This is a genomic window from Vibrio lentus, from assembly GCF_002875945.1.
GTDB classification, from domain to species: Bacteria; Pseudomonadota; Gammaproteobacteria; order Enterobacterales; family Vibrionaceae; genus Vibrio; species Vibrio apostichopi.
Genome location: NZ_MCZK01000178.1, coordinates 1 through 24,771, shown reverse-complemented (window position 1 = coordinate 24,771; position 24,771 = coordinate 1). Strand labels below are relative to the sequence as shown.

At 43.5% G+C, this 24,771-nt stretch carries 17 protein-coding genes; 9 read left to right on the top strand and 8 right to left on the bottom strand.

Annotated features, from left to right (window positions below; genetic code table 11):
• Positions 1-140: 140 nt before the first annotated feature.
• Complete coding sequence (locus tag BCT49_RS24545; protein WP_102438888.1) at positions 141-1,829, bottom strand: GTPase family protein; 1,689 nt, start codon at positions 1,827-1,829, stop codon at positions 141-143.
• On the bottom strand, positions 1,816-2,925 hold the full coding sequence (locus tag BCT49_RS24540; protein ID WP_102438886.1) for a YcjF family protein: 1,110 nt from the start codon (positions 2,923-2,925) through the stop codon (positions 1,816-1,818). Before BCT49_RS24540 ends, BCT49_RS24545 begins: the two co-directional genes overlap by 14 nt.
• A gap of 297 nt (positions 2,926-3,222) precedes the next feature.
• Between BCT49_RS24540 and BCT49_RS24535 the strand changes: the two genes are divergently transcribed.
• Complete coding sequence (locus BCT49_RS24535; RefSeq protein ID WP_102438884.1) at positions 3,223-3,732, top strand: peptide-methionine (S)-S-oxide reductase; 510 nt, start codon at positions 3,223-3,225, stop codon at positions 3,730-3,732.
• A 190-nt stretch (positions 3,733-3,922) separates the two neighbouring features.
• Here BCT49_RS24535 and BCT49_RS24530 read toward each other — a convergent pair whose 3' ends face one another.
• Both BCT49_RS24530 and BCT49_RS24525 read right to left on the bottom strand, forming a co-directional pair.
• A complete protein-coding gene (locus BCT49_RS24530; protein WP_102438882.1) occupies positions 3,923-5,539 on the bottom strand; it encodes a polysaccharide lyase 6 family protein in 1,617 nt (538 codons plus the stop codon).
• Positions 5,540-5,624: 85 nt separating this feature from the next.
• Positions 5,625-7,397: a sodium:solute symporter family transporter gene (locus tag BCT49_RS24525; protein ID WP_102438880.1), complete on the bottom strand. Its 1,773-nt coding sequence runs from the start codon at positions 7,395-7,397 to the stop codon at positions 5,625-5,627.
• 565 nt (positions 7,398-7,962) lie between these two features.
• Here BCT49_RS24525 and BCT49_RS24515 point away from each other — a divergent pair.
• The 3 genes from BCT49_RS24515 to BCT49_RS24505 all read left to right on the top strand — a co-directional run bounded on the left by BCT49_RS24515 (position 7,963) and on the right by BCT49_RS24505 (position 12,030).
• Positions 7,963-8,574: a toxin-antitoxin system YwqK family antitoxin gene (locus BCT49_RS24515; protein WP_102438876.1), complete on the top strand. Its 612-nt coding sequence runs from the start codon at positions 7,963-7,965 to the stop codon at positions 8,572-8,574.
• Positions 8,575-8,924: 350 nt separating this feature from the next.
• Complete coding sequence (locus BCT49_RS24510; RefSeq protein WP_102438874.1) at positions 8,925-10,478, top strand: methyl-accepting chemotaxis protein; 1,554 nt, start codon at positions 8,925-8,927, stop codon at positions 10,476-10,478.
• An 802-nt stretch (positions 10,479-11,280) separates the two neighbouring features.
• Complete coding sequence (locus BCT49_RS24505) at positions 11,281-12,030, top strand: oligogalacturonate-specific porin KdgM family protein (RefSeq protein WP_102438872.1); 750 nt, start codon at positions 11,281-11,283, stop codon at positions 12,028-12,030.
• A 139-nt stretch (positions 12,031-12,169) separates the two neighbouring features.
• Here the strand turns inward: BCT49_RS24505 and BCT49_RS24500 are convergent, their stop codons facing one another.
• The 3 genes from BCT49_RS24500 to BCT49_RS24490 form a co-directional block, all read right to left on the bottom strand.
• Entirely contained in the window at positions 12,170-12,886 is a 717-nt protein-coding gene (locus BCT49_RS24500; RefSeq protein ID WP_102326547.1) for a 3'-5' exonuclease, read from the bottom strand.
• Positions 12,886-14,748: a DUF294 nucleotidyltransferase-like domain-containing protein gene (locus tag BCT49_RS24495; RefSeq protein ID WP_102438870.1), complete on the bottom strand. Its 1,863-nt coding sequence runs from the start codon at positions 14,746-14,748 to the stop codon at positions 12,886-12,888. Before BCT49_RS24495 ends, BCT49_RS24500 begins: the two co-directional genes overlap by 1 nt.
• A 272-nt stretch (positions 14,749-15,020) precedes the next feature.
• On the bottom strand, positions 15,021-15,740 hold the full coding sequence (locus tag BCT49_RS24490) for a FadR/GntR family transcriptional regulator (protein WP_102438868.1): 720 nt from the start codon (positions 15,738-15,740) through the stop codon (positions 15,021-15,023).
• Positions 15,741-16,082: 342 nt separating this feature from the next.
• On the opposite strand from BCT49_RS24490, the gene BCT49_RS24485 reads away from it, so the two are divergent.
• From BCT49_RS24485 to BCT49_RS24475, 3 genes are all read left to right on the top strand, one after another.
• Entirely contained in the window at positions 16,083-16,859 is a 777-nt protein-coding gene (locus BCT49_RS24485; RefSeq protein WP_102438866.1) for an SDR family NAD(P)-dependent oxidoreductase, read from the top strand.
• Between the two features lie 151 nt (positions 16,860-17,010).
• A complete protein-coding gene (locus BCT49_RS24480; RefSeq protein WP_065104089.1) occupies positions 17,011-17,733 on the top strand; it encodes a FadR/GntR family transcriptional regulator in 723 nt (240 codons plus the stop codon).
• A gap of 148 nt (positions 17,734-17,881) precedes the next feature.
• On the top strand, positions 17,882-19,249 hold the full coding sequence (locus tag BCT49_RS24475) for an MATE family efflux transporter (protein ID WP_102438864.1): 1,368 nt from the start codon (positions 17,882-17,884) through the stop codon (positions 19,247-19,249).
• A gap of 384 nt (positions 19,250-19,633) precedes the next feature.
• Here the strand turns inward: BCT49_RS24475 and BCT49_RS24470 are convergent, their stop codons facing one another.
• The gene (locus BCT49_RS24470; protein ID WP_102438862.1) at positions 19,634-20,671 is read right to left on the bottom strand and encodes a polysaccharide lyase family 7 protein; all 1,038 of its coding nucleotides are present in this window, start codon (positions 20,669-20,671) and stop codon (positions 19,634-19,636) included.
• Positions 20,672-21,208: 537 nt separating this feature from the next.
• Between BCT49_RS24470 and BCT49_RS24465 the strand changes: the two genes are divergently transcribed.
• Both BCT49_RS24465 and BCT49_RS24460 read left to right on the top strand, forming a co-directional pair.
• A complete protein-coding gene (locus BCT49_RS24465; RefSeq protein ID WP_102438860.1) occupies positions 21,209-22,069 on the top strand; it encodes an oligogalacturonate-specific porin KdgM family protein in 861 nt (286 codons plus the stop codon).
• Between the two features lie 192 nt (positions 22,070-22,261).
• Positions 22,262-24,067 carry a hypothetical protein gene (locus BCT49_RS24460; protein ID WP_102438858.1) on the top strand — a complete coding sequence of 602 codons (1,806 nt, stop codon included), beginning with the start codon at positions 22,262-22,264 and terminating at the stop codon, positions 24,065-24,067.
• The last annotated feature ends 704 nt before the right edge of the window (positions 24,068-24,771 follow it).

Below are 24,771 nucleotides of genomic sequence, written 5' to 3'. Positions count from 1 at the left end.
AATTACGCAACAAAGCCCTAATGGTAAATAAAACAAGCTCTGATAATCACTGAGTTTCGTTAACTTCTTCAGCTTCATCAGAGCTTAATTGCTATTGTTTGTGTTATAGCCATAGCTATTGCCACTTCCAATACATCAGGTCACTTCTTCTTAACCACTTGTTTAATCGCCATTTCAGCCAACTTCGGTGTTGCGGCTTTCAGTGCACTTGGTGCTACTTTCTTACCGGCTTTTACCGCTTTGTTCAGCAGTCCTTTAACCGACGTCCCTCTTTTCATTGCTTCAAAACGTTGACGGTTTCTCTGCACGTTATTTGCGTCAGCGATACGCTCAAGCAACGTCTGCCTTAAAGTGTCTAAACCAAACTGCGCCTTTTCAGGAGCAATCGCCAGTGGCAATGCAATATCGGGTTGTAGCAGTGTTTGGTTGTATTCGAGCGCCTGAGCAATGATCTTAGCCTTAGCCGATGTCGGATTCTCCAAATCATAAGGCGGCTGCCACTCATCAACTGGCTTTAATCGATCGACCTGATTCACAACTGAGACAAGTATTGGCTTCTTACGTGAGATGTTCTTCGGATCGTCATAGAAAGCGTCAAACTTACCCTTCAACTGTTTATCCAGTTCACGAGCCGATTGATTGGCTTTAAGCACCCAAAGCACCACATCGGCTTGAGTCATTTCTTTAAACATCTTCGCTTCGGTTTTGGCGTTGCCATCAAGCCCTTGCAGATCAACCACTCGAACGTCATTGTCGTCGACAAACGCGTTGTAAACGGTTGAAGTATCGGTTGATGGCAGTACATCGACCTCGGCAACCAACTCTTGCTTAAGGGCGTTAATCAGTGAGGATTTACCCGAACTTGTTTGCCCCACCAGCACAATTCGTACAGGCTCTAATTCAGGAGCAAAACGCTTTTCGTCGGCTTCTGACACATCAGACGATCTCAGCGATTCATCTTCAATGCTGAATCGACCGCTATAAAGATCAATCGCGACTGCAGCCACTTCATCGAGTAAAGCTTGTTTGGCAGCGTATTGCATGTCATCGACCACACCTTTAGTCATGGTAGATGTCGCTTGCTCTCGACCTAGATCAGAAATCACTTTGAGGGGATTCAAATACAGGTTTTTAAGGTGATTACCCCAAATCGCCGCTTTGAAGATCTTCTGACCTAGCTCGCCGTATTTGTCGTAGGCTTCGTAGCCCGCTTTGATGTAAGAAACCTTAAGATATTCAATACCCGGAATGTGCTCTTTCACCACCAACTTGTAGCGGCGGCTGACCTCTTCAAATAACTTAAGCCCTTCAGGAATCGAAAAATCGAGCGATTTCTTATCAAACTTTTTGGCAACAAACTCAAGCACCTCTAAACCAGTTTGGTCGAGGTTGCCCCACTCTATCTCGTTACTTAATTGCTGACGCACGTAGTGTTTCGAGTCGTTCCAAATCAACAACTCAGCTTGCGACCATTCATCGGATGCTTTGACCATCGCATCGTTTACTAACGCATCCTTTACTAACATATCATTGATGTCAGCACTCTTAGGCGATGATTCGGCTTCACCCTCGCTTGCTGAGTGAGCAGACGCATTGCTATAAGTTGGTTCGCGAGAAGAACGACTAGAAATGTATAAAGGAATGGTGAACACCAAGGTGCTCACGGCAATGGCAATCGACATTTCCAACAGATAGCCGTATTTGACGGCCAAAAACAGACCAAAGCCCATCATGATGAGGCTTGGGAAGATCGCCGAAATCAGCGCAATACCCCAACGCCCGCTTGATAGGATGGCAAGTAATCGAAATAGGTTTCTAATTTTCTTCATAGCCCGACGCCGCCTTACCTTTTTTCAGGGATTCTTTGTAGATCTTTTGCATCTCTTGTTCAGACACGTCTTCGCCTTTGTTCTTATGATAGAAGTAAAAACACGCCGCTCGTCCTAAACCATAACTGGTGCCGAAACTCATGGCTGCTGCGGCAACCGCGCCGACCGTTTGGCCATAAACCGGAATCAACTTTATCAGCTGTCGAGTTCCGAGTTTCATTCCATATTGCACTGCAAAGCTGCTTCCCAAAGTGCCTATCAGCTCGCTAAAGACTCTCTTGTTCCATTCCACCCCATATTGATTTGCCAAACTGTGGAGCATCTTCGCTTGAATTGCAGGCACAGACACCAAACCAACACCCGGAATCAAATCACTGGCCGCTGCACTTCCTGCGTACCAAAGCACTTCGTTTTCTACTTGGTCAAAGTTGGCTTCTTCTTGGGTGGAATGCTCTTCGTCGACCACCATCATTCCGATAACAGGAAGCATATTGGTTAGCAGTTCAATCAAGGCTTCATAATTGTAGATTGAGCTACTGTTGTTCACGTCATCCGTTTCAAAATCCACTGCGACCGATTCAAATTCCTTCCCCCACACCTTCTCTATTTGATTGGTGTTGAATTGCATTTGCCTTGCGCGGTCTGCTTCATTGGAAGACAAGACAGCGGTATGAACAAGCAGTAAGTGTTTAATCTTCTTTTGCTTCTTAATCTGTTGCAGAGCGGTAAGCACAGCGGATTGTTCAGGCTCATCGGCTTTCATCACCACAACGAGCGCATTGCCCGCTTGACCGATCTCTTTAAGATCGTCTGCCGGATCGTAATCGGCCTCACCCAGCCCTCGGGTATCGAGAAATCGCATAACCGGTTTGTCTTGTGGAAACGCATACGACATTGCCGTCATGGTGCATGGCGCAAAACCATTACCCACTTCAACAGAGGAGTCACCCGTGACCGCTTGAATAAACGATGACTTGCCCGCACCCGTTTTGCCCAACAGCCACAAGGTCGGCAGATGCTTACGCTGATATTCATGAGCCTGCGTGAGATCGGGGTTCTTGCTCGGATTAATGAAGTCTTTAATTTGATCAAACATGGTTAGACTAACGCTCACTTGATGTTGAGATTCGGGTTGGTGACAAGGTGCGATGACTTATATAATCACATCATCGCATTTAACTTTAGTTTGTTCAGTGGCGCGTTTGTTCATTGGCACTGATTTACAATGCTTAAGCGCTTGTTTTTATAAGCCTATTTTATATACGGTTCTATCACGTATTTAAGCATGCTCCAAGCTATTGATATGCATGTAGCCTTAACAGCCTAGACTGTCTATTAATAACCAACAGTCATCTAGCATCTAGCAACGAACACAGAGAGCTCAAAGAGAAGTATGGAACAAATTTATTTAGCAGGCGGATGCTTGTGGGGTGTGCAAGAATTCATCAAGTATGTGCCCGGTGTGATCAGCACAGAAGCAGGCCGTGCCAATGGTAGCACCCAGCCAACAGAAAACGACACAACACAAAGTGATGACACCCAAAACGCTTACGATGGCTATGCAGAATGTGTCCAAATTGAGTTTGACCCAAGTATCACGTCAGTCACGGTTCTGATGGATCATCTGTTTGAGATCATCGACCCTTACAGCGTAAACAAACAAGGTGTCGATGTAGGCGAGAAGTATCGCACCGGTGTATACAGCACTAACGCCCTGCACCTAGCGCAAGCTGAGCGCTACATTGCCTCTCGTGATGATGCAGACCGAGTCGCGCTCGAAATACGGCCGTTGACCAAATACGTTGCCAGTGACGATATCCACCAACATCACCTAAGCCAGTTCCCTGAAGATCACCACTTGTGCAACATCCCTTGGGATCTGCTGCATAAGTACAAATCCTAGGCTTTAACCTTAAACCTTGCTCTCTGGGCCTAGACCTTGAGCCTAGAAGCAGAACACTAAAAAGCCCCAACAGGAATATACCTATTGGGGCTTTTTCAGTTTCTAGTGTTTGGATAACCTATCGAGTCGTTCTCGAATCGCTCTCCGCACTTATCTCGTTACTCGGCACTAGCATGAGTACTAAAACTGATTACTTCTTGGTATTTTCAAGCACGTAATTTGGACCCGCTGTTTCAGCCGTTACCACTGCAAGTTTAGACACGTCTGCACCTTCGCCTTGGTAAGCGTTGATGCCGTTCTCAACCGTCATTTTTGGCAGTTCAACCGAGTAACTTCCGATCAGCTCAGAATCCGTCACTTGACCTACGTAAGTTTCATCTGTGTAGGTAGCGCCCACCAATGGGAAGTCATGAGTGGCGCGAACGCTGACAAACTCAGGTGATTGCGAGTTATCAACCACGTTGTGTTTGAACGCCACGTCCACACCTGCATAGATGCCTTCAACTTCTGCGTTGTTAAACAGGCTTACACGGTGGCTTTGGTTACCGTAAACAATGCCCCACTCAGTATCGACTAGAGAGTTGTTTTCGATGGTGATGTTTTTCGGCGTCCACTGCTTGTTCAGCTCTTTGCCCTTCACCGATTGATCTAACTGCTCGCCATTCGCAACATCGATAATGCCGGTGTTAATAACGATACCGCCACGCAGGTCAGCGTTACCTTCAATTACCCCATCGCGGCCACGAGTGTTCGCAATGTAGTTATTACGAATAACATGGTCTTCATCGTAGATACGCATACCGCCGGTTAGGCGTTTCTCGTTACCCAGAATCATGTTGTTCTCAACCGTATTGCCTTTACCGTGACGCAGTGAGATCAGTGCTGAACTTTGGAAGATGGTGTTACCTGCAATCGTGTTGTCGCCCGACTTAATAGAGATAAGCTCACGCTCACCATCCATATCGATCATCAGGTTGTTCACGAACTTAGAGCTTGAATCCCACTGTGAAGATTTGGAATCACCGATGCGGATCGCTTCCCAGCTGTTGCCGTTGTAGCGAATTGCTTCTTTGATATCGAATTCATTAAACTGATTCGGTTTTTGATCCATGAAGATGTTGTTCGCGATCAGGTGGTTGTCTGACGTGTCATCCTTTTGAACACCGATCAAAGTGCCGCGCTTCTGCTTACCTTCGAAACGGTTGTTGATCACTTTACCGTCTTTACCCCATAGCGAAACCCAAAGGTACTTTGGATACTCAGAGCGGCGCTCATCAGGCTCGTACGTGTAATCGTGGTTGAAGTAGTAGAATGTTGAGTTCTTAAGCGTGTTGCCATTGCCCATCATACGTACTGCGCCAAAACGTTCGTTTGGACCACCTTCCGTAAACACTAAGCCATCAAGCGTGATGTCATCACCTTTCAATTCAAACTGGATCAAGCCAGTGATCCACGCAGAACCGGCTTGCTCAGCTTTGATGGTGATGTCATTCGCGGTAATCGTCACTTGACCCAAGTTCGCGTATTTACCGTTGGGGATAACAACTTCGTCGCCATCCTTTAGGTTTTCAAATTGTGCTTTAAGCGCGGCCACTTGCTCTTCTGATGCAACGTCTAATGTATTGCCATCAACCTCAGTTAAGCGGTTACTACTCAATAAGTAACTACGGTCGATTTCGCTGATTGTAGGTACCACTTGTTCAGCCACGCTAACCACGGGTGCTGATGTTTCTTGAGTCGTACAGCCTGTCGCGAAAGCTAACGTAAACGCGCTAATAATGCTTACCGATAAGAGTTTTTTGTTCATCGTACATCTCACATTAAAGTTTGGATTATAAAATTGACGGCCACCCATTCAGGTGGCCGTGATGTTATTTTGAATGCGTATTAAATTAGCCTTCAGCAGGCGTGACTTCGTCTTGTTGCTCAACCTTGTCATCGACCGCTTTCACAAGCAGCAAACCAACAGAGAAGACAATCAAGCCACAAAGAACAAACACCATGCGTCCCCACATTGGGTTAGGCAGTACGAACATTGTCATTACGCCCACACCCGCGACTGCGATAAGTGAACCCAACATACGACGTTGCTTGTTATCCAATTTCTTCTGTTCATTACTTTCAGCAACTAATGGTGTTGCTAGGTTGTTGAAGAACTTGTCTACGTCTTTCTCGCGGTGCTCCGGTAATGGCTTGTAGAACAGCGTTGAAAGAACAAAGAAACCAGCAGTAAATATGATGTGACCGATAAGACCGATAGCCACTTTTAGGTCAGACCATTCACGGCCTGTCAGTTCATTTAGACCGAACCAGTTTTGAATCATGTCAGCAGTGATAACGAAACCAACGAAGTAAGAAACCACACCACCGACAACTAGCGTGCCCCAGCCTGCCCAATCCGGTGTTTTACGGATGAAGAAGCCACAGAATGCTGGAATTGTCATTGGGAAGCCGATCAATGCGCCAACGTACATCATGGTGTCGAAAAGGCTCAGACCTTTAAGCGAGTTGATGAACAGTGCAACCAAGATGATCGCGATACCGAAGAAAGTAGACGTGAGTTTAGAAACGACCATTAGCTCTTTCTCTGTCGCTTTAGGGCGAAGAATCGGCTCGTAGAAGTTTTTAACGAAGATACCTGAGTTACGGTTTAGGCCTGAATCCATTGAAGACATGGTTGCTGCGAACATCGCGGCAATCAGAAGACCAACCATACCTGCAGGCATGTACTCTTGAACGAAGTAAAGGTATGCGAAATCAGCGGCTTTGCTGCCAGCTTCAGGGTAAGCGGCTGCTAAATCAACACCTTGACCTGCCATGAACCAAGAAGGCATGAACCAAATGATTGGGCCAAGCGTCATCAGGATACAAGCAAGTAAAGCGGCTTTACGTGCGTTGTTTGAGTCTTTCGCTGCAAGGTAACGGTAAGAGTTCAGCATGTTATTGGTGATACTGAACTGCTTTAAGAAGATGAACACAGCCCAGATGCTGAAGATGCTTAGGTAGTTAAGGTTGTCACCCGTAATGAATGAGTCCGTTGGGAAGTCATTGATGATCTGCGTAACGCCGCCACCGTGGTAAATAGCAACCACTGCACACGTCACGGTTACTGCCATGATGATAACCATCTGCATAAAGTCAGAGGCGATAACCGCCCAAGAGCCGCCCGTTACTGACATCACCAGTACAACCAGACCCGTTAAGATGATTGTTGTTGTCATATCAAAGCCGAAGATACCCGATGCGATGATCGCAAGACCGTTCAACCAGATACCCGCAGAGATAACGCTGTTTGGCATACCAGACCAAGTAAATACTTGCTCGTTCACCTTACCAAAACGCATACGAATCGCTTCAATTACCGTCACAACGCGCAGTTGGCGGAACTTCGGAGCGAAGTAAAGGTAGTTCATGAGGTAACCGAATGCGTTAGCGATGAAGATAATCGCTACTGCAAAGCCATCAGTGAAGGCTTTACCGGCTGCACCCGTAAATGTCCACGCACTGAACTGGGTCATAAATGCCGTTGCACCTACCATCCACCACAGCATGTTACCTCCCCCACGGAAGTAATCACTTGTCGTACTTGTAAACGTTCTGAACATCCACCCTATCGCAATTAAGAATAGGAAGTAGATGCCAACTATCAGGGTATTGAGTTCCATCTTTAGACCTTTTTATTTATGTTTTTTTGTTAAGGTCACTATAGATAGATGGCAACTACATTTGTACTACAATAATTTAAATGCGTGACAATGATCTTACAGTCTAACGCTCAAATAATCATACAAGTGATCGAGTTCAAATTTGCACCACTCACGAGCGTAATTCATCAACTTAGTGCAACCATCCGTACTGTAAGCGCACCAAAAACCTCGACAAACATGAACAAAGTCACCAAAAATCCAGTTATTACCGCTAATAATCGAGTCTGTATCGTTAAAAATCTGGCCAGCATCGCTAAAAATAGTTAATCGTGACGAATAGAGATCACTGATGAACAACCAAAACCTCGTTAGATATAGTTTATAAAAATGAATCAATACAACATATTTGTATTACAAATGTTGTGAGATATTAGTCTAGAATGGCGTTAAAAAGTTCCCTTCATTAGACCGCTAATAATGGAAACTTGAAAACCACTATTAGGTGCTGACAGTGGCTCATGGAAATGAAATGCTTTTAACACACCGGTTACACTTTCCCCCTGTCCAATAAAAAGGTGTCATTATGAAGAAATACATCCCTATATTGATTGCTCTTAGTACGATGTCTTCTATGAGTTATGCCGCTACACCGCGTGAAGATGCTGTCGACTATTTACAGATGCGTAAAGGCGTGGCTTACCAAGTAAACCATTCAAAACCCTTTACTGGTCAGTTTGAAGAGAAGTTCGATAACGGCCAAGTCGCGACCCAAGCTCAATTTGCTGACGGCCTAGAACTGGGTCAAGAAACCAACTGGTATCCGAACGGCCAAGTTGCTTCTAAAGTGAATTACGTTAAAGGTGAATTACAAGGCAAAACAGAAACCTGGTATCCCAACGGCCAGAAGAAAGCCGAGCTCAACTATAAAGACAACGAACTATCAGGTGTTGCCTCTCGATGGTATCCAAATGGCGAACAAAGCCTAACCGCTGAATACAGCGACGGACAAAAAGATGGTCTGGTAACGGACTATTACCCTAACGGCAATAAGGCAAGCCAAGCGAAATTCAATGAAGGTGAAGTGGCGAATGGAAAACTAACGCGCTGGAACCTTAACGGAGACAAGGTTGAAGAACTGACCTTTAAAGACCACAAAATCACGTCTAAACAAGTTTGGATGCCGACAGAAAGCTAAATACAAACGGATGAGTGCTCGTGTGACAAAGCACAAGTACTCATCTTCTTTAATCTCAGGTAAGCACCGCGTTCTCCGTTAACAAGATCTATCGACCTCATCTCCCTCCTCTTCCTCTTCCTCTTCCTTTACGCCCAAAACAATCACTAATAACAAAACAATCATCAATAGCCATTGAAAATAATAAATATTTAACTTGCGCATAACCTTTTCATAAAATAATGTAAGCAAACGTTTTCGTTGCGAGTGAGTTCTCAATTATCTAGCTCGTAAGCGACTTATCACGCAAATAGAGAAACACGATTCTAAATACGTTGTTGAGTCATATTGTTTTGCTTTGGTGCCCACCTATGAAAATTAAAACCTCCCTTTTTAGCCTAGCTTGCTTATCCATCGTGTCTTTGTTGGTTGTTGTTTCATTCACTGAACTGGCCAACCTGAAATTGATCAAGCTTGAAAAAACGCTGATCAAAGTAAAGTCACTCGAAGTCTCTATGCTTCAGCTCAATCGAACGGAATTAGAGTTTCTAATAAGCCACGAGAAAGCGCTCAAGCCAGTATTCGCCAAAGAGTACTCACACTTTCAACAGTTGATGGCTAGCTTTTCCATCTTGCTCAAAGAGTCTGACATTGCAGTCCCTGAGCTGGAAAAACTGACACTTGAAGTAAAGCAATACGACAAAGACTTCTCTTTGATGGTGGACGCGATTGATCGCAATCCGGCAAAGGTCGCGGAACTGAAATCTGAAATGAAGATGCTGTTTGAAGACATCATCTCGATATTCATCAGCCTTGAAGGCCGCTTAGAACAGCAAGTCGAATCGATTCAGCAAACCATTACGACCTTCATTGTAAGCTCCATTATTACCGTCGCAGCATTACTGATGGCACTATCTTTTGGCATCTCATCTCGTGTCGCGAAGAAAATAGCCTCGTTGAACTCAACCATGTTGCTGGTCGCACAACAACGCGACTTTACCGTAAAAGCGGAAGACAGCGGAACAGACGAGATAGCTGATATCGCAAAAGCGTTTAATACCGTACTCACCGATATTCGTCAGTTGGTTGGTCAAGTTCAGGGCTCTATTCAAGAACTCGGTAACATCTCTAACCAGCTTCAACACGATGGTACGGAAGTTGAAAGTGCTTTAAACAAACAACAGCGACAAACCGAGAATATTGCAACCGCGATAAACCAGATGGGCAGCAATATTCAAAATGTGGCAACCAACAGCGAAAATGCCTCATCCAATGCACAAACCAGCTTCGCAACGGCGAACGATGGCCTTAACGACGTGGCATTCACCAGAGATACCATCAATACACTTTCGACTGACCTAGTGAGCGCGAGTGAAGAAGTGAATCGCCTCTCTGTTCATTCCGAGAAAATTAATACCGTATTAGAAGTGATTAAAGGCATTGCAGATCAAACCAACCTGCTTGCTCTGAATGCAGCGATAGAAGCAGCACGCGCGGGCGAACAAGGTCGTGGCTTTGCGGTGGTTGCTGACGAAGTAAGAACCCTAGCGGGCAGAACTCAGCTTTCAACCGAAGAGATTTCAACGATTATCCAAGGCGTTCAAGACCAGACCCAAACGGTAGTAAATACCATTCAAAACTGTTGTGAGAAAGGCAACAGCAGTGTCGACTCTTGTGAAAATGCGCATTCAAGAATCACTTCAGTTATTGCCGATATGGAAACGATTCTAAACAACAGTTTGGAAGTAACGAATGCGATGAAAGAACAAAGCGCTGTCACCTCAGAGATCATTGAAAACGTGAGTGCAATTAAACAGCTCACACTGGCGAATGTGACTGGAGCATCGAAAAACGCTGCTTCTGCAACGTCTGTGGTAAAACAAACGGATTCACTTGAACGTGCGGTAGTCCATCTGAAAGCTTAATCGTTAGTCGTCCGGATAGACGCTCAACTCAAATTTTAGGCAAAAAAAACGCTCATGTTGCCTGTATCAACATGAGCGTAAAGGCAGATCTTCACTACCATCTCCTACCTTTCTATACGAAAGCAGAAGTTATAATTAGAATAGTTGGGAGCAATAATCAAAATGCTCTTGCAAGCACTTCAACGATTTCTTCTTTTCGCTGGTTTAGAGAGACGTTAACCGTCTTAACTAAACCCATCTCTATATAGCAGGCTGTGTTACTGCCTTGCCCACTACATTTCAAACCTTCTCTGATTGAAGCTTTTATCACCTCAAGCAAATGCCTCGTCCTTTGAACTATCCGTTCATCTATCGACTTTACTTCAGCACTTAACGCCTCTTTGTTGAATGTACATATATTCAACGAACGAAAGATAAGTGCTGCTACATAAAGTTAGTAAATAATAATGTATTACAAATAAAAATAACATCTAAAGATTCAATTTTTTGCTGTAGCGCACATTTATTGACAAACAAGAAGTTTATAAACCAAGATACCGCGAAACAATATCAAATAAAAACAATGGGTTGTATTTTGACTTAACTTTGTAACCCTTTGTAAATAAGGCTTTTGTCACGACAATACGATCTAATTCACAGATCATCACGCCCCCAATCGTTACCATATTTGTATTATTTAAATGCAAATCAAGTTGGGTAACCAAGTAATAATCTCAACCACTGAATGCAATGAAAGCTAGAACTACTCTATTTGGCTTGAGACTTAGGCCATTACTAAACCTATAAATATGGAACTAATACCATGAATAAAACTAAAATCGTGATTGCTGTGGCATCTGTACTAACTGCGGGCTCTGTATCTGCGGCGTCTTTCGATGTAAGACACGAATACAAAAGCCATACAGATCAACACGCTACTCGTGTAAAGCTTGGCGATAGCATTGGTAACTTCCTTGTCGATATCGAAGCAAAATTCAAGGGAGAAGACGGTAAATTCATGGAAGATCTGAAGAACAATGGTTGGGAGCTTGGTCTAAACTACCGCCACGTACTTAACGACAATTGGACGATGACTTACGGTATGCCAATTGAAGGTCGTGAATCTGGTGTTACGTACAAACCTCAAGTTCGTGCAACATATAAACTGGATAGCATTGACGGTTTAAGCCTAAGTGCACGTTACCGTTACGATATGAGACAAAACACGAGCAGTTCAGAGTACCAGTTCGATAGTAATGGCGACGTTATCGTTGATAGTGATGGTGTTCCAATCACGGTCGATCAGAATGTTTCTAACCAACGCCGTCACCGTCTAACGGCAAACGTTAACTACTCAGTGGAAAACTGGCGCTTTGGTTTTGAAGGTAACTACTACAAAGCTGACGGCTACGATATCTACGACAACGATGATACAAACTACGAGCTAAATGCAAGTATTCGCCACATTATGGGTCAATGGGCACCGTATGTAGAATTTGGTGATGTGAGCACTTCATCAACAAAAGCAACTCGTGAACTGCGTAGCCGTGTTGGTCTAACTTACAGCTTCTAAGCTGCACGACCTATGAAAAATCTAAGATAATTACTGTCCTAATTTTCTAAGACCTAAACAAAAGCCAGCTTAATCGCTGGCTTTTTTATGTTTTCAAATCAGGTCATTCACCATGATTCGAATACGCGAAACGACTGCCCTAGTGACTGATCCGATATAAAAAGGAAAGTGTCACTTCATCGTTAGGCACTACTCGCTTCTGCTGAGCTAACAACAATTCTGCTGTTGAGACTGCATCCGCTAACGCATTGTGGCTGTTGTACTCGGGAAGCCCATACCTGTGTCGCGTACCCGCTAGAGTTAAGTCCACTTCTTCATGGTTGCTGATCGCTTTCTCCATGCTCTTTTCAATACATAGTGTATCTAACCAAAGTAAAGGTAACTGCCTTAAGCCATAGCATCTCAAGAGATACTGGCTAATGAACTTCTCTTCGACTACACAAGCGTGAGCGACGATGATCTTACCTTTTGCGGCTTCGAAAAACGTCAACATCGCATCATGAATTGAAGCGCCCTCTTCCAACATCTGTGGTGTGATGTGGTTAATCACCGCGGTTTCAGCGTTGATCTGAGAATCATTGTTCAGGTAGATATGCTTGGCAGAAGCCAAATCGATTCGTCCCTTGACCACATCGACCCACCCCATGGACAAAATCAGATCTTGTTCGCTGTCTAAGCCCGTGGTCTCAAGATCCAACACGATGTAGTCGCTGTCTTTGGCCAAATCCGTCATTTCAGGACAAGGTTGTTCAACAAGATCGTGTAACGCCTCTGGCAGTTTAACCGTATTCAAATACTGCTTACGCTTGCGTTTAATTCGTTCAAGCGGGTGAAAGTAGTTCAACAAGGCTTTCATTAACGCGCTCCGAAACGAATTTTCGCCGCTTCTTGAAGGTCGGCAATGATTCTAAAGGCATCTTTCAAGTGCTTACGTTCAAAGCTACCAAAGCTGTCTGGGTTGATGTTGTTGTCTGGCACTTCACCGTTCTTGAGGGCTTCGAGCTGATGACCAAAACGGAAAGACAAAATGAACTGATACGCACCAAGGATGTTCTTGAACGCGTCATCACTCAGCATGCCTTTTTCATTGGCTGCAGCAAAGCGTTCATCGGTTGCTGACAAATCACATTCCACCGCTAACCCGTAAATACGCGCAAGATCGATGATCAAGTTGATGGCGTATTTCTTCACATTGAGTGTTTTCTTGTTCTCACCCGATTTCTCTAGAACCAAACTGTTGAAGATACCCAGTGGCGGGTTGGTGTTCACCGCATCTTTCACTAGTGTGCTCAAGAACTCACGGTTACCGCGAATATTGGAATGCAGCTCATCACGAAGAATGCCTTCGAACTCACTGTTGCCATAGATAGTACGAATCTCTAGGAACACACTGATGTTGAGTAAGCGTTCGTACTCAGGGTTTGCGACCCACTTTTTATAGTAGTGCTTCCAAACACCGAGTGGCTGGCACCATTTTGGTGTCGCCGCCATGAATTTACCCGGACACAATGGGTAATCACAGCTCGCTAATCCGTTAGTCACCATCATTGCTAGGTGTTTAAAGTAGATTCGGTCACTATCGGTTGCATCATCTGCCAGTACAATCGCACTGTCTTGGTCCGACAACATATGAACTTCATTACGCGCGTGCGAGCCCGCAACAATCCAAGAAAAGTCGCAAGGTGGCGGGCCTAACTTATCAATCGCTATCTGAATCAATCGGCGTGTGTAGGCATCCATAATCATGGTCATTACCTTACCCACCGTTTCAGGTGCCACTTTGCCTTCCACCAGCGCTTCAAAAATGGCTTGTCGTTCTGAAGTAAATGAAGACATGGTTTTTACGCTGCCCGCGTATTTGATTTTCTCGATTAAGAAGATCGCTTGAACACGGTGGTTTTGAACCAAGTGAGACGTCGTAAGCAGACCAACAACTTTGTTTTCTTTTACTACTGGAAGGTTACGAATGTTGAATTGCATCATGATAGACGCAGCATGTAACACAAGATCATCCGGTTTAACCGTCAGTGGAGAGTGCGTCATCACCTCAGAGATCAGGTTATCGGTACTGACACCATGAGCGATCACTCGCTTGGTCATATCACGGTCGGTGATCAAGCCAACAATCGTTTCACCTTCATAAATCACCGCACAGGGTGAGCGTTGATGCAGCATTTCAACCGCGACCGATTGAATAGTTTGCTCAGACTTAACGATGGCCACCTGCCCGCTTGCCACTTCTTCAACCTTACGAATGAACAAGCCTTTCTCTTTATTTGACCACACCACATCAAGAGCCGACTTCAAACGAACCTGAGCCTGTGATGCAAAGTGTTCTGCGCAGCTTGGAAATGCCTTGAACAACGCTTGAAGTGCCGAGTGTGGAATCACATAAAGTAAGGTGTTTTCAATTGCGATCGCTCTGTAGCCTTTCTCGTCGTTAACTTCAGAGTCTAAGAACGTAAAGCCGAACAAATCTTCACTGCCTAAACGCGCACGAAGTACACCGTCTGACTTTCTTTGTTCCATAGAGCCGGTTCGAATGATGTAGAGCGACTTTTCTTTACCCGACTCACACAGATCAACCACATCCCCTTTGCCGAGATAAGTGATCTGAACATTAGAGGCAAGTTCACGAAGCGCTTCTTTAGGGATCTTATCGAAAGGGTCTATCTGACCGATAAATTGAAGAATATTTGGCAGCAGAGACTGGGGCATAATCACACTCGTAATAATTTAATTAGTATTATTATATAACTTAAAACACTGGTTACTAGTGATTTTAATAAAACGACAAATAATAGATTAAATATTGGACACTGGTCAGGTTTTCATCAAATTTGAATACAAAAAAAGCACGTATCAAACGTGCTTTCTTATCGTCCGGTTTGGTAACCGTTGCGATGTTAACTTTAATTATCTTAACTTTTTGAGATAAAAACCCTACAGAGTAAACTCAAAAATCATCACTAAAATATTAGCGAAAACAATTAACTAGCAATTGGTAATCTATGATTTGTTTCTAATAGATGACTTGCTGATGCTTGACGTGCTTTGTCACTATTTCCAGCCATAATCGCTTCGTAAATAGCGCGATGCTCGTTAATGCATGTACTTCCCTCTTCCGAAGAGTGAGAAATAAAGTTAACAAACATGGTCGTCAAAATATTACCGAACGGTAGGTAGAAGTCGTTACCCGTTGCGTTAAAAATCAGGCTATGGAATTTCATATCAATATCTAGCCAACGCTCTTTATCAAGAATCTCTTCGCTCGATATTTCCACCATTTTTTGGAAAATTTCTGATAATTCAATTCGTTGATCGGCAGTTGCAAATTTAGCGGCCAATGCGCAAGCTTCAGGCTCAATAGCACGACGCAAACCTAAAAACTGGTGACAGAATTGGTCTGTATCCGCAAGTCCGTCCATCCATTCGATAAGCTGTGGGTCTAAGAAGTTCCAGTATGCACGGTCGACAACACGAGTACCGATTTTAGGACGAGATTCTAATAGCCCTTTTGAAGTCAGAAGCTTTACCGCTTCTCTTAATGCAGTTCGACTAATACCAAACTGCTCACACAGAGCCATTTCACCAGGGATGATTGAACCTTGAGGCAAATTGCCCGACAAAATACCACGAGCGATTTCACGTGCAACTTGCACATGAAGGCTTCGCTTAGAGCCTGAAATAGAATTGAAAGAGCCAGCCATGTGTCTACTTACTTATTAGATATGTATTATTTAACCCGGACTATAGCACTGATTTATATCTGCACCAACTTAGTGTAAGAATAACGTGAGGTCACTACTGATATAGCCTAGAGCAATATTCAACCTACCTTATATGTATTGAGCACACAAAACTAAACCTAGCCATTTATTCATACAAATAGTTCTTATTTACACGCTTTTTGTATGCGTGAACTCACAAAACCACTCTTACTCTCACTATTTATGGCGTTAATGATCAGTTTTGAGATGAACATCCTTGAATATAGCAAGTGTTATTGTATGATTTATTAACGCAAATAATCTACAATATAGGCGACTCTGATGTTTAACGATTTACAAGGCAAACGCATTCTAATTACTGGCTCTACTGCTGGTATGGGCTTAGCTACCGCACGTATTTTTGCAAAGTACGGCGCAAAGATTGGCATCAATAGTCGTGCTTTCAGCCCAAAAGTGGATGAGGTTCTAACAGAACTGACTGCACTTGGCGGCGATGTTGCGTTTTTTCCAGCAAACCTAATGGACACATTAGAGTGCGAAAGATTAGTTAAAGAGTTCACTGAACATTTTGGTGGCATGGATGTGTTGATCAATAACGCAGGTGGCTTAGGCGGGCGTGCAAATCTCGAAGACATCGATGACCAGTTTTATGAGCGAGTCATGGATCTAAACGTTCGCTCTGCATTGATGACAACCAAGTTCTCTATCCCCCACTTACGCGCTTCTGCCGTTGAGTCGGGGCAAACATCGTGTGTTATCAGCACGGGTTCTATTGCCGCTCGCGAAGGTGGTGGTGTGGGTGCTGGTATTTATGCCGCTTCAAAAGCGTGGTTACACGATATTCACCGTAATTGGGTGAAAGAGTTTGCGAAAGACAATATTCGTTTCAACATTGTTTCTCCTGGCACTATCGACACCGCATTTCACGATGGTAAAAGCGACGAGCTGAAATCAAACATTGCTAACAACATCCCAATGGGACGCTTTGGCAGTATCGAAGAAGTCGCTCCTACTTTTGCTTTCTTTGCATCACACGCTTGTAGCAGTTACATCACAGGACAAATCCTAGATGTTAATGGCGGACAAATGGCGCCCTAGTCGGTAGCTAAGTTCGATACATAAAACCTGGTTAACAGGTACTAGTAGATGAGGGAAAACCTCACACTATATTAGACGTATACACTGACACCAAAACGCCAGATTCGTCTGGCTTTTTTTGTTTTTAAAGTTTCAATTTCAGGTGGTTTAAATGTCAATATTTACATTGGTGGAAGATTCAAGCCGCCGAATTCATGTTCAAGTAGCGAGACAAATTGCTCGCAAAATCTTGTCTGGCGAGTTAGAAGAAAATCAGAAGTTACCCAGCGAAATGGAGTTATGCGAGATCTTTGGAGTCAGCAGAACTGCCCTTCGAGAATCCACTAAGCTGCTTTCAGCAAAAGGGTTGATTGAATCGAAGCCTAAAGTGGGCACTCGTATCAAGCCAAGAACGCAATGGCACTTTTTAGATCCGCAATTACTGTATTGGATTCAAGACTTAGAAGACACCAAGCCCTTCTTATCTCAATTCTTAGGCTTAAGAAAAGCGATTGATCCAGAAGCGTGTGCGCTTGCGGCATCTAACGCTACGGTAGAGCAACGCAAAGAGCTTTCGATTCTTTTCCAAAAGATGACCATCGCGGCAAACGGCTTTGATTATGAAGAGTGGACAACGAACGATCATCTGTTTCACCAAACGATTTTCCTATCGACGGGTAACCAATTTTACATTCCGTTCGCGAACATTCTATCGACAATCTTCAAGCAGTTTATCGACCATTCAGCCGAAGGCGGTCGCTTCTGTCTAGAAGAGCATAAAGCGATATACGATGCGATTATGTCAGGCAATGCGAATCAAGCTCGAATCGCTTCTCAAGCTTTACTTGATGATGAGAACCAAAAGCTGTCTAGAGTTGAACTAGCCATCGCATAATTAAGATTTACCCGACTGACTCGTGTTTCCCAATACACGAGTCAGTCACGTTTTAGCGCCCATTTTTAACCATCCATTACCGTAGTGTTTCACCTTTAAATGGCGAACTCGGGTCCTCTCAGAGAAAACTTACGGTTATACACATAAGGTGTTGTTTGTGTCTTCGCAATCGTATGTAAGGAAAAACTTCTCTCTCGCTTGGCCCCTAGCCTTAAACGCTTTACTAATGCAATCGATGCTAATGATCGACACGCTATTGGTTTCTCCGCTCGGTGAGATTCCTCTGGCCGCAATGGGGATTGCCACGACCATCATCGCGTTTGTGTTGGGTATTCAAATGGCGCTGGCAAATGGTACGCAACTTGTTCTCAGTCGCGCAGTTGGTTCTGGTGTCACCTCTTCGTTATCCAAAGCGTTTTGGGCAGGATTGTTCATCAACTTTGGCGTCGCAGCAATATTCTGGCTTCTACTTACCTTTTTTGAACAACCTTTGATTCAAGCCTTAACCGACGATAAAACTCTTCACCTTGAGATCAGCCAATATCTGGATATTTCAAAATATCTGGTGATTTTCACTGCATTAACGCAGGTTATCATCGCGTTGTTTAACGGGCTAGGAAGAACCAAAGTTCCATTTAAAGGCTACTTGATCGAATTACCGATCAACGCTGTGCTCTCTTATGTGCTTATTCATGGCTTCACAAACTTCGAAGGGATTGGCGTACAAGGTGCAGCGCTCGGCAGCGTTATCGCTATCACTATTCGTCTTGTGTATTTGATTCTGTGTGTGCACTACAACTCATCTGTTTCATTAAAATTGGATACGGAAAAGTCAGAGTTCATCACTAACATCCGTCGTCACTTCATTGAGATATTCCCGGTCGCAGCGAACGTGACTATGCTTTCGATTGGCGCCACGATTTACCAATTGCTGTACTCGCAACTTAATATCAACGCCTACGTAGCGATTACCTTAGTCATGCCTTGGATACGTGCCGGTACTCAATTCATTACCGCTTGGGCTCACTCTTCCGCGATTACGATCAGCCAAGCGATTGGTTCAAAGAAAATGGATGACCTGACTAAGAACGTTGATACCAGTATCGATGTCGCGGTGGGTATTTCGGTAGTTTGTGCGGTGATGTTTGCAGGCTTAAGTTTGGTGATTGGCGATGTCTATCCAGACTTGGATCCATCTACCTATCAAGCGCTGGCTGTGATTGCCCCGCTCTACATCTTCTTGCCGATCGTTCGTGGCTATAACACCGTACACGGACACGTATTAAGAGCGCTAGGTAAAACAACCGATGTATTCAAAATCAACTTTACTGGCCAATGGGTCGTTTCAATCCCGCTTTGCGCATTGATCATCTTTGGTTTAGACGGTTCTATCTTTTGGGCGTTTGCTATCCAACCATTCGAAGAGATAGTTAAAGCGTTCCCATTTAGACACTTGGCGCGTAAGTCTTTAAAGGAATTTGATGCAAACAAAGCGAATGAACTGATGTATGACTAGTCGCTGTATCTGATTCACTCTAGAGCTATACCTGAGCTTCCTAAAACAACCTTGCCCCTTGGCGAGGTTGTTTTGTTTTAGGAGCCAGAATTTGGGGTCTAACGAAATGGTAAATATTCAGTGGTAATTAGTAGTAGCTGAAGGCTTGGTTGATATGAGTTAACCAACGTTTAAACATTGAATAGGATTCACCGTCAACACATCACTAGAAACGGTTGGGGCGAACTCGACTCACAAAAAAGGCCACTTAACGTTGTGTTAAGTGGCCTTTGAACATGTTCTTTGAGGCTAGCGTGTTGCTCACCCTACTCTGTTATCTATCTATTTAGCTCTAGCTGCTAATTGCTAATTGCTAACTGCTAACTGCTAACTGCTAACTGCTAACTATTTTCCGTTCAGCTTAAGTGCTGAGAAAGTCACACTGTTGTAATCGCCATTCTTTTTATCGACAGCGAAATCGCCAGTACCTGCACAACCAGGGCCCCAAATAGGGTGAGAGTCGTTTACGCTACATTGGCCGTATGCGCCCGCTTTGTAGTAGAAGTCATCTTCCGCATAACCCGTCGGTGAATCAAGTTCATCGATGCCCTTACTCAGGTCGATTTCATACTTAACGGTATCGTGGCGAGCCGTTTCAAATGTTAGGTACATCATAGTACCTTCCACTTCCACTTTGTAACTGAACTCTTCACCTAACGCTATCCCAGCTTCACCGGGCTCTGCTGGGTTTTCCCAAGTATTGCCCCATACTGGGTAAGCAATATCTGCACGGTTAGGATCTTTCTTCTCTAGGTTACGTTCATAGTTCCAAAACACTGAACCCATCTCTTGATCCGGAAACTTCTTATAGAAGATCTTTAGTGGTTCGTTACCGTGGCCGTAACCTGTTTTTGCTTTGATCAAAGCATCGTGTTTCTTCGCGTGTATTTGACCAACAACCACCGAGTGAGCTGGGTATCTTTCTGGGTGCTTAGCGTTAATCGCAACGTGATTCACTTTTAGCGTCGCTTCTAGCGTTCCGCCAACCGCGCTGTACTCACTCGCTGCAGGGTGGCTCGACAATGCCCACTGGTTTCCTTTGTCAGCCGTATCAATCGAGAAATCGGCTCCGCGCGGCATCTGACGTAACTCAGAGCGAGCATTTTTCGAGTTCTTAGTCGTAATCGCTTGGTTTTGTACTTCAAAGACTAAGTTGCCGTCTTTATCAAGATGGAAGAAATCGCTGTGTGAGTAGCTCATCATTGCCACCCCTTCGATTTCATCAACACGACCGTCTTCATTAATATCCGAAGGAATCGTTATTTTCCAGTTACTCATATCGAATTTATCAGCAGGTACGGGGTAGGAAACACCGTTATTTGCGAAAGTAACCATTGGTACAGTCGCTAATAACGCCACTGCTAATATGTTTTTCTTAAACATGACTCATCCTTTATTGTTAACAGATACTGAGTACACTCTCAGTACAGAAACTACTTTTGAACACGAATTAGTACTAGATATTTTCTCTTCGACTTAAAGAAACCAACCAATAAATACAATTTACATTTAGCCATCCTTTAACTTTTACCAAACATTTGACGATGGTTTATGTCTATATCCCTCAACATGCTCCGCTATGTTTCGACCAAAATAACTAGAACATCGATATGAAAGTATGGGAATACTCTTTATTTGTATTATTTTAACACATGTGACAATCCAAGCTTACAAGGTTTGTTAATATGAGAACTGAGTCATGATTGATTTGATTGATCAGCTTTAAATTGGGATATTCATAACATTTAGCTATATAAATAGGCCATTAGTCGGAACTTTTGATAGATCTCACAGAAATATAGCCCAAGAATAAATACCATATTTGTCATACATTAATTTAATACCATGTAAGGTATTGGTTTGTGAGCCAGGGGTACATTGGATGTATCCAGAATAAAAAAATAATAGTGAGACAAAGGTATGAATTCTGTTACAAAAATTGCTGCAGCTGTTGCTTGTACTCTTTTAGCGGGCACAGCGACTGCTACAACACTTGATTACCGTTATGAGTATCGTGCAGCGACTGACTATACAAAAACTAACGGTGACGAAGCACATGTTGACGCTCGCCACCAGCACCGCGTAAAGCTAGGCCATAGCTTTAAACTGTCTGATAAGTGGAAACATTCAACTGGCCTTGAGGTTAAATTCCACACTGATGACTCATACTACGATGCAGATTCAGGTGAAGTTAAATCGGCAAACAGTAAAAGTTTCTACGATGGCAACTGGTACATTTATGGCATGGAAGTAGAAAATACAGCGACTTATAAAGTCGATAACAACTGGTATCTACAAGTGGGTATGCCAATCGCTTGGGATTGGGATGAGCCGAACTACAATGGCGGCGATTGGAAGATGAAAAAGGTCACTTTCAAGCCTCAATTCCGCGTTGGTTATAAAGCAGACATGGGCCTTACGACTGCCATCCGTTACCGTCACGAATACGCAGATTTCCGCAACCATACTCAATTTGGTGACAAAGATTCAGAGACCGGCGAGCGTTTAGAGTCCGCACAGAAATCAAAAGTTACACTAACCGGTTCTTACAAAATTGAATCGATTCCTAAGCTTGGCCTTTCTTACGAAGCAAACTATGTAAAATCTTTGGATAACGTACTGCTTTACAACAGTGATGACTGGGAATGGGATGCAGGTTTAAAAGTTAACTACAAGTTCGGTTCATGGAAACCTTTTGCTGAAATCTGGTCATCTGATATCAGTTCATCTTCTAAAGATCGTGAAGCAAAATACCGTGTTGGCGTTGCTTACTCATTCTAATTAGAAAATAGTCAAATTATTAAAGCACCCCTCTCCTCTTGTAAAATTTTGGGGCATATTTAATTACTTTATTTTAAAGAATAGGACGTTCTAATAAATATTGTTTAATCCTAAAAATATTTTTAACGCCTATTCATTATCTATTTCTTATGTGATTTACATATGGATTTAATATCATAAAGAGAATATTTTATGCAGATTTCTAAAGTCGCTACTGCTGTCGCCCTTTCGACAGGTTTATTATTTGGTTGTAACAGTGATGGTTTACCTATTCCGACGGATGGTTCTACCGATCCGGGCAATCAACCATCAACACTAACTAGTGGTTACTGGCAAATTAGTGATGGTAACTCCGCTTCAATATCCGCGTCATCTAACGCAGATCTACCAAACGTATATGTTTTCCAAGAAGACGGTAATCATAAATACTATGACGACGACGATGACTTAGGTACATACACAATTAAAGATGCAAGTGCTTCTACCAATAATTATGATGAAGAAGCTGGCACTGTTTCTTTTACTTACTATGAAACTGGCTCGTCAACTCTTGAAATCTTAGATGGTGCGTTTACTTTTGATGATTCAGGCACTCTCAGCATTTCAGATAACACCACTGGCATAGACTACTCTGGCTCAGACCAAACTGCGACTGACGCCGTACAAGAAGCTATCAGTGAAGCCAATGAAGCAAATGGTATCAATGGCTATGTTCAAATCTTGGACACCAACAATGGTGGTGTAAAGAATGATGTGGGTGAACTACGTTTGAAACTGTCTGACAGCAGCACAGGGGCAACAGTAGACAGTATCGCATCAGGAAAGGTAACCGTTGACTTAATCTACCAAGTCGATGAAGACACCGAGCAAGAAGCGAATGGTTCAGGTAACAACGCTTATATTAGTCTCTACGCTTCTGGTACTTCTAACACTAATTTACACGGCGAAGTCATTTTTAACTCTGGAGAAATTTTCTACCGTTCCACGGTTACCGATAGTAGCGGTAAACCTCAAATTCCTGATGAGCCTGTAGGCACTTACACTTTAGGTGAAGATCTCGCGGTTGAAATTAGCTGGGCGAGCGGTTACTACACATTCAAGGTCAATGACACCGTATACGACAATAGCGGCAACGGTTTTGAGGCTTTCGACAAAGCTGCCGTTACTATCGTGTCATTAAAGCTTGGTGATACTTCTAACACAACACACTACGAGTTAAATGCTGACAACTTTAAAGTTTATTCGAATGACACGACTACTGACGAGTTAGTATTTGAAGATAACTTTAACAACTACCCGAATGGCCAAGCGCTATCAGGTAATCCGTACAACAACAACACAGCGGAAGCGACTGTTATTGTTGACGGTGGCAGTACTGAGCCAGAACCAGACCCTACCGACAACCAAGTAGCGGCGATTACCGATACCGATACTAGCGATACCGGTGAATTACGTTATAAGTTTGATTCAGGTATGACAACAGGTACACATAAAGTTTCTATGTACTATGATGTTGCTGAAACTGAATCTGCGTATGTTTCTCTTTTTGATACAAAGAATTCAACATCATCGTTAATTGGTGAGTTCAAAATTGATGAAGGGAAAATCACACTCCGTGGTGAAGACACTCAAGTAACAACGTTCACTCCTGGTACATGGATTGACCTTGAAATGTCTTGGGACACGTCAAGCTTGAGTGCTGCAGGCACTTATACCGTTAAAGTTAATGGTACCGAGTACGGACCTTATACGTCACAGAACGCTACACCGGGCGTAGAAGTCACCGCTACGACAGTTAAGTTCTCATCTAACAGCGGGACTGCGGCTACGACTCTATACGTCGACGAATACAAGGTTTATTCCGATACAGCAGGCTCGACTGAAATCTTCTCTGATGACTACGAGAACTATAGCATTGGCGCAGATTTAAGTGCATCACCATACAACTCAAGTACATTCTCTGCAGTTGTTGCTGAAGATCCTCTAAACGCTGAGTAATAAGTTAAGTTAACCTAAAACTCTGTCAAAAATGCCGTCCTAGTGACGGCATTTTTATTTCCATTCAACTGAACTAAATCGTTCATTTGGCAAAAACTAACTCGCAAATAGCCCACTTACCCTCTCCATTAAGAGGCTTGTCATTCCATACAAAATTCAAACCTCGAAAGCTCACCAATCCCCGCTTCGACTTCTCAATGTAATCAATAATTAAACTAATCGACATGTTGTTCTGATGCATATCACTAGTAACTTAGGTTAGAAATGGCTCTACATAAATCATGTTGTAACTGCAAGCTCTTCCCTACCTAGATACCACTACAAGTAGCCTGTTTGCATAGGGTTTAGGATTTAATCACGATATACAAACCAACCTTAAACACCTAGCCATGAGTCGTTGAGAATACTTAATATGTAAATACAAGCTCGTGCGAGCAGCCTAAGCCTATCGCTCCCAGCAACATTAGCTTGTAACCGCTATTTATTAAGATAGGCAAATGGGAAGCTATGTTGAAGATTGAGCAAGGGGTAAGCGACAAAATATAGAACTTAGAAATAAGGCTAACCACCAGCTCTTTAGTTGAACTTTGGAACGACCTGCTATTTACCTTACCCAAACAACAGGTACAAAAAAGCCTCCGAACTCTAGGAGTTGGAGGCTATTGTTTATTTGGTTAGATTACTTTTTGGGCTCTTCTCCGCTT

Coding starts and splice junctions, on each gene's coding strand:
- BCT49_RS24505 (WP_102438872.1), top strand. CDS start 11,281: ATGAATAAAACTAAAATCGTGATTGCTGTGGCATCTGTACTAACTGCG.
- BCT49_RS24465 (WP_102438860.1), top strand. CDS start 21,209: ATGAATTCTGTTACAAAAATTGCTGCAGCTGTTGCTTGTACTCTTTTA.
- BCT49_RS24535 (WP_102438884.1), top strand. CDS start 3,223: ATGGAACAAATTTATTTAGCAGGCGGATGCTTGTGGGGTGTGCAAGAA.
- BCT49_RS24530 (WP_102438882.1), bottom strand. CDS start 5,539: ATGAACAAAAAACTCTTATCGGTAAGCATTATTAGCGCGTTTACGTTA.
- BCT49_RS24515 (WP_102438876.1), top strand. CDS start 7,963: ATGAAGAAATACATCCCTATATTGATTGCTCTTAGTACGATGTCTTCT.
- BCT49_RS24540 (WP_102438886.1), bottom strand. CDS start 2,925: ATGTTTGATCAAATTAAAGACTTCATTAATCCGAGCAAGAACCCCGAT.
- BCT49_RS24525 (WP_102438880.1), bottom strand. CDS start 7,397: ATGGAACTCAATACCCTGATAGTTGGCATCTACTTCCTATTCTTAATT.
- BCT49_RS24510 (WP_102438874.1), top strand. CDS start 8,925: ATGAAAATTAAAACCTCCCTTTTTAGCCTAGCTTGCTTATCCATCGTG.
- BCT49_RS24485 (WP_102438866.1), top strand. CDS start 16,083: ATGTTTAACGATTTACAAGGCAAACGCATTCTAATTACTGGCTCTACT.
- BCT49_RS24480 (WP_065104089.1), top strand. CDS start 17,011: ATGTCAATATTTACATTGGTGGAAGATTCAAGCCGCCGAATTCATGTT.
- BCT49_RS24500 (WP_102326547.1), bottom strand. CDS start 12,886: ATGAAAGCCTTGTTGAACTACTTTCACCCGCTTGAACGAATTAAACGC.
- BCT49_RS24470 (WP_102438862.1), bottom strand. CDS start 20,671: ATGTTTAAGAAAAACATATTAGCAGTGGCGTTATTAGCGACTGTACCA.
- BCT49_RS24460 (WP_102438858.1), top strand. CDS start 22,262: ATGCAGATTTCTAAAGTCGCTACTGCTGTCGCCCTTTCGACAGGTTTA.
- BCT49_RS24545 (WP_102438888.1), bottom strand. CDS start 1,829: ATGAAGAAAATTAGAAACCTATTTCGATTACTTGCCATCCTATCAAGC.
- BCT49_RS24495 (WP_102438870.1), bottom strand. CDS start 14,748: ATGCCCCAGTCTCTGCTGCCAAATATTCTTCAATTTATCGGTCAGATA.
- BCT49_RS24490 (WP_102438868.1), bottom strand. CDS start 15,740: ATGGCTGGCTCTTTCAATTCTATTTCAGGCTCTAAGCGAAGCCTTCAT.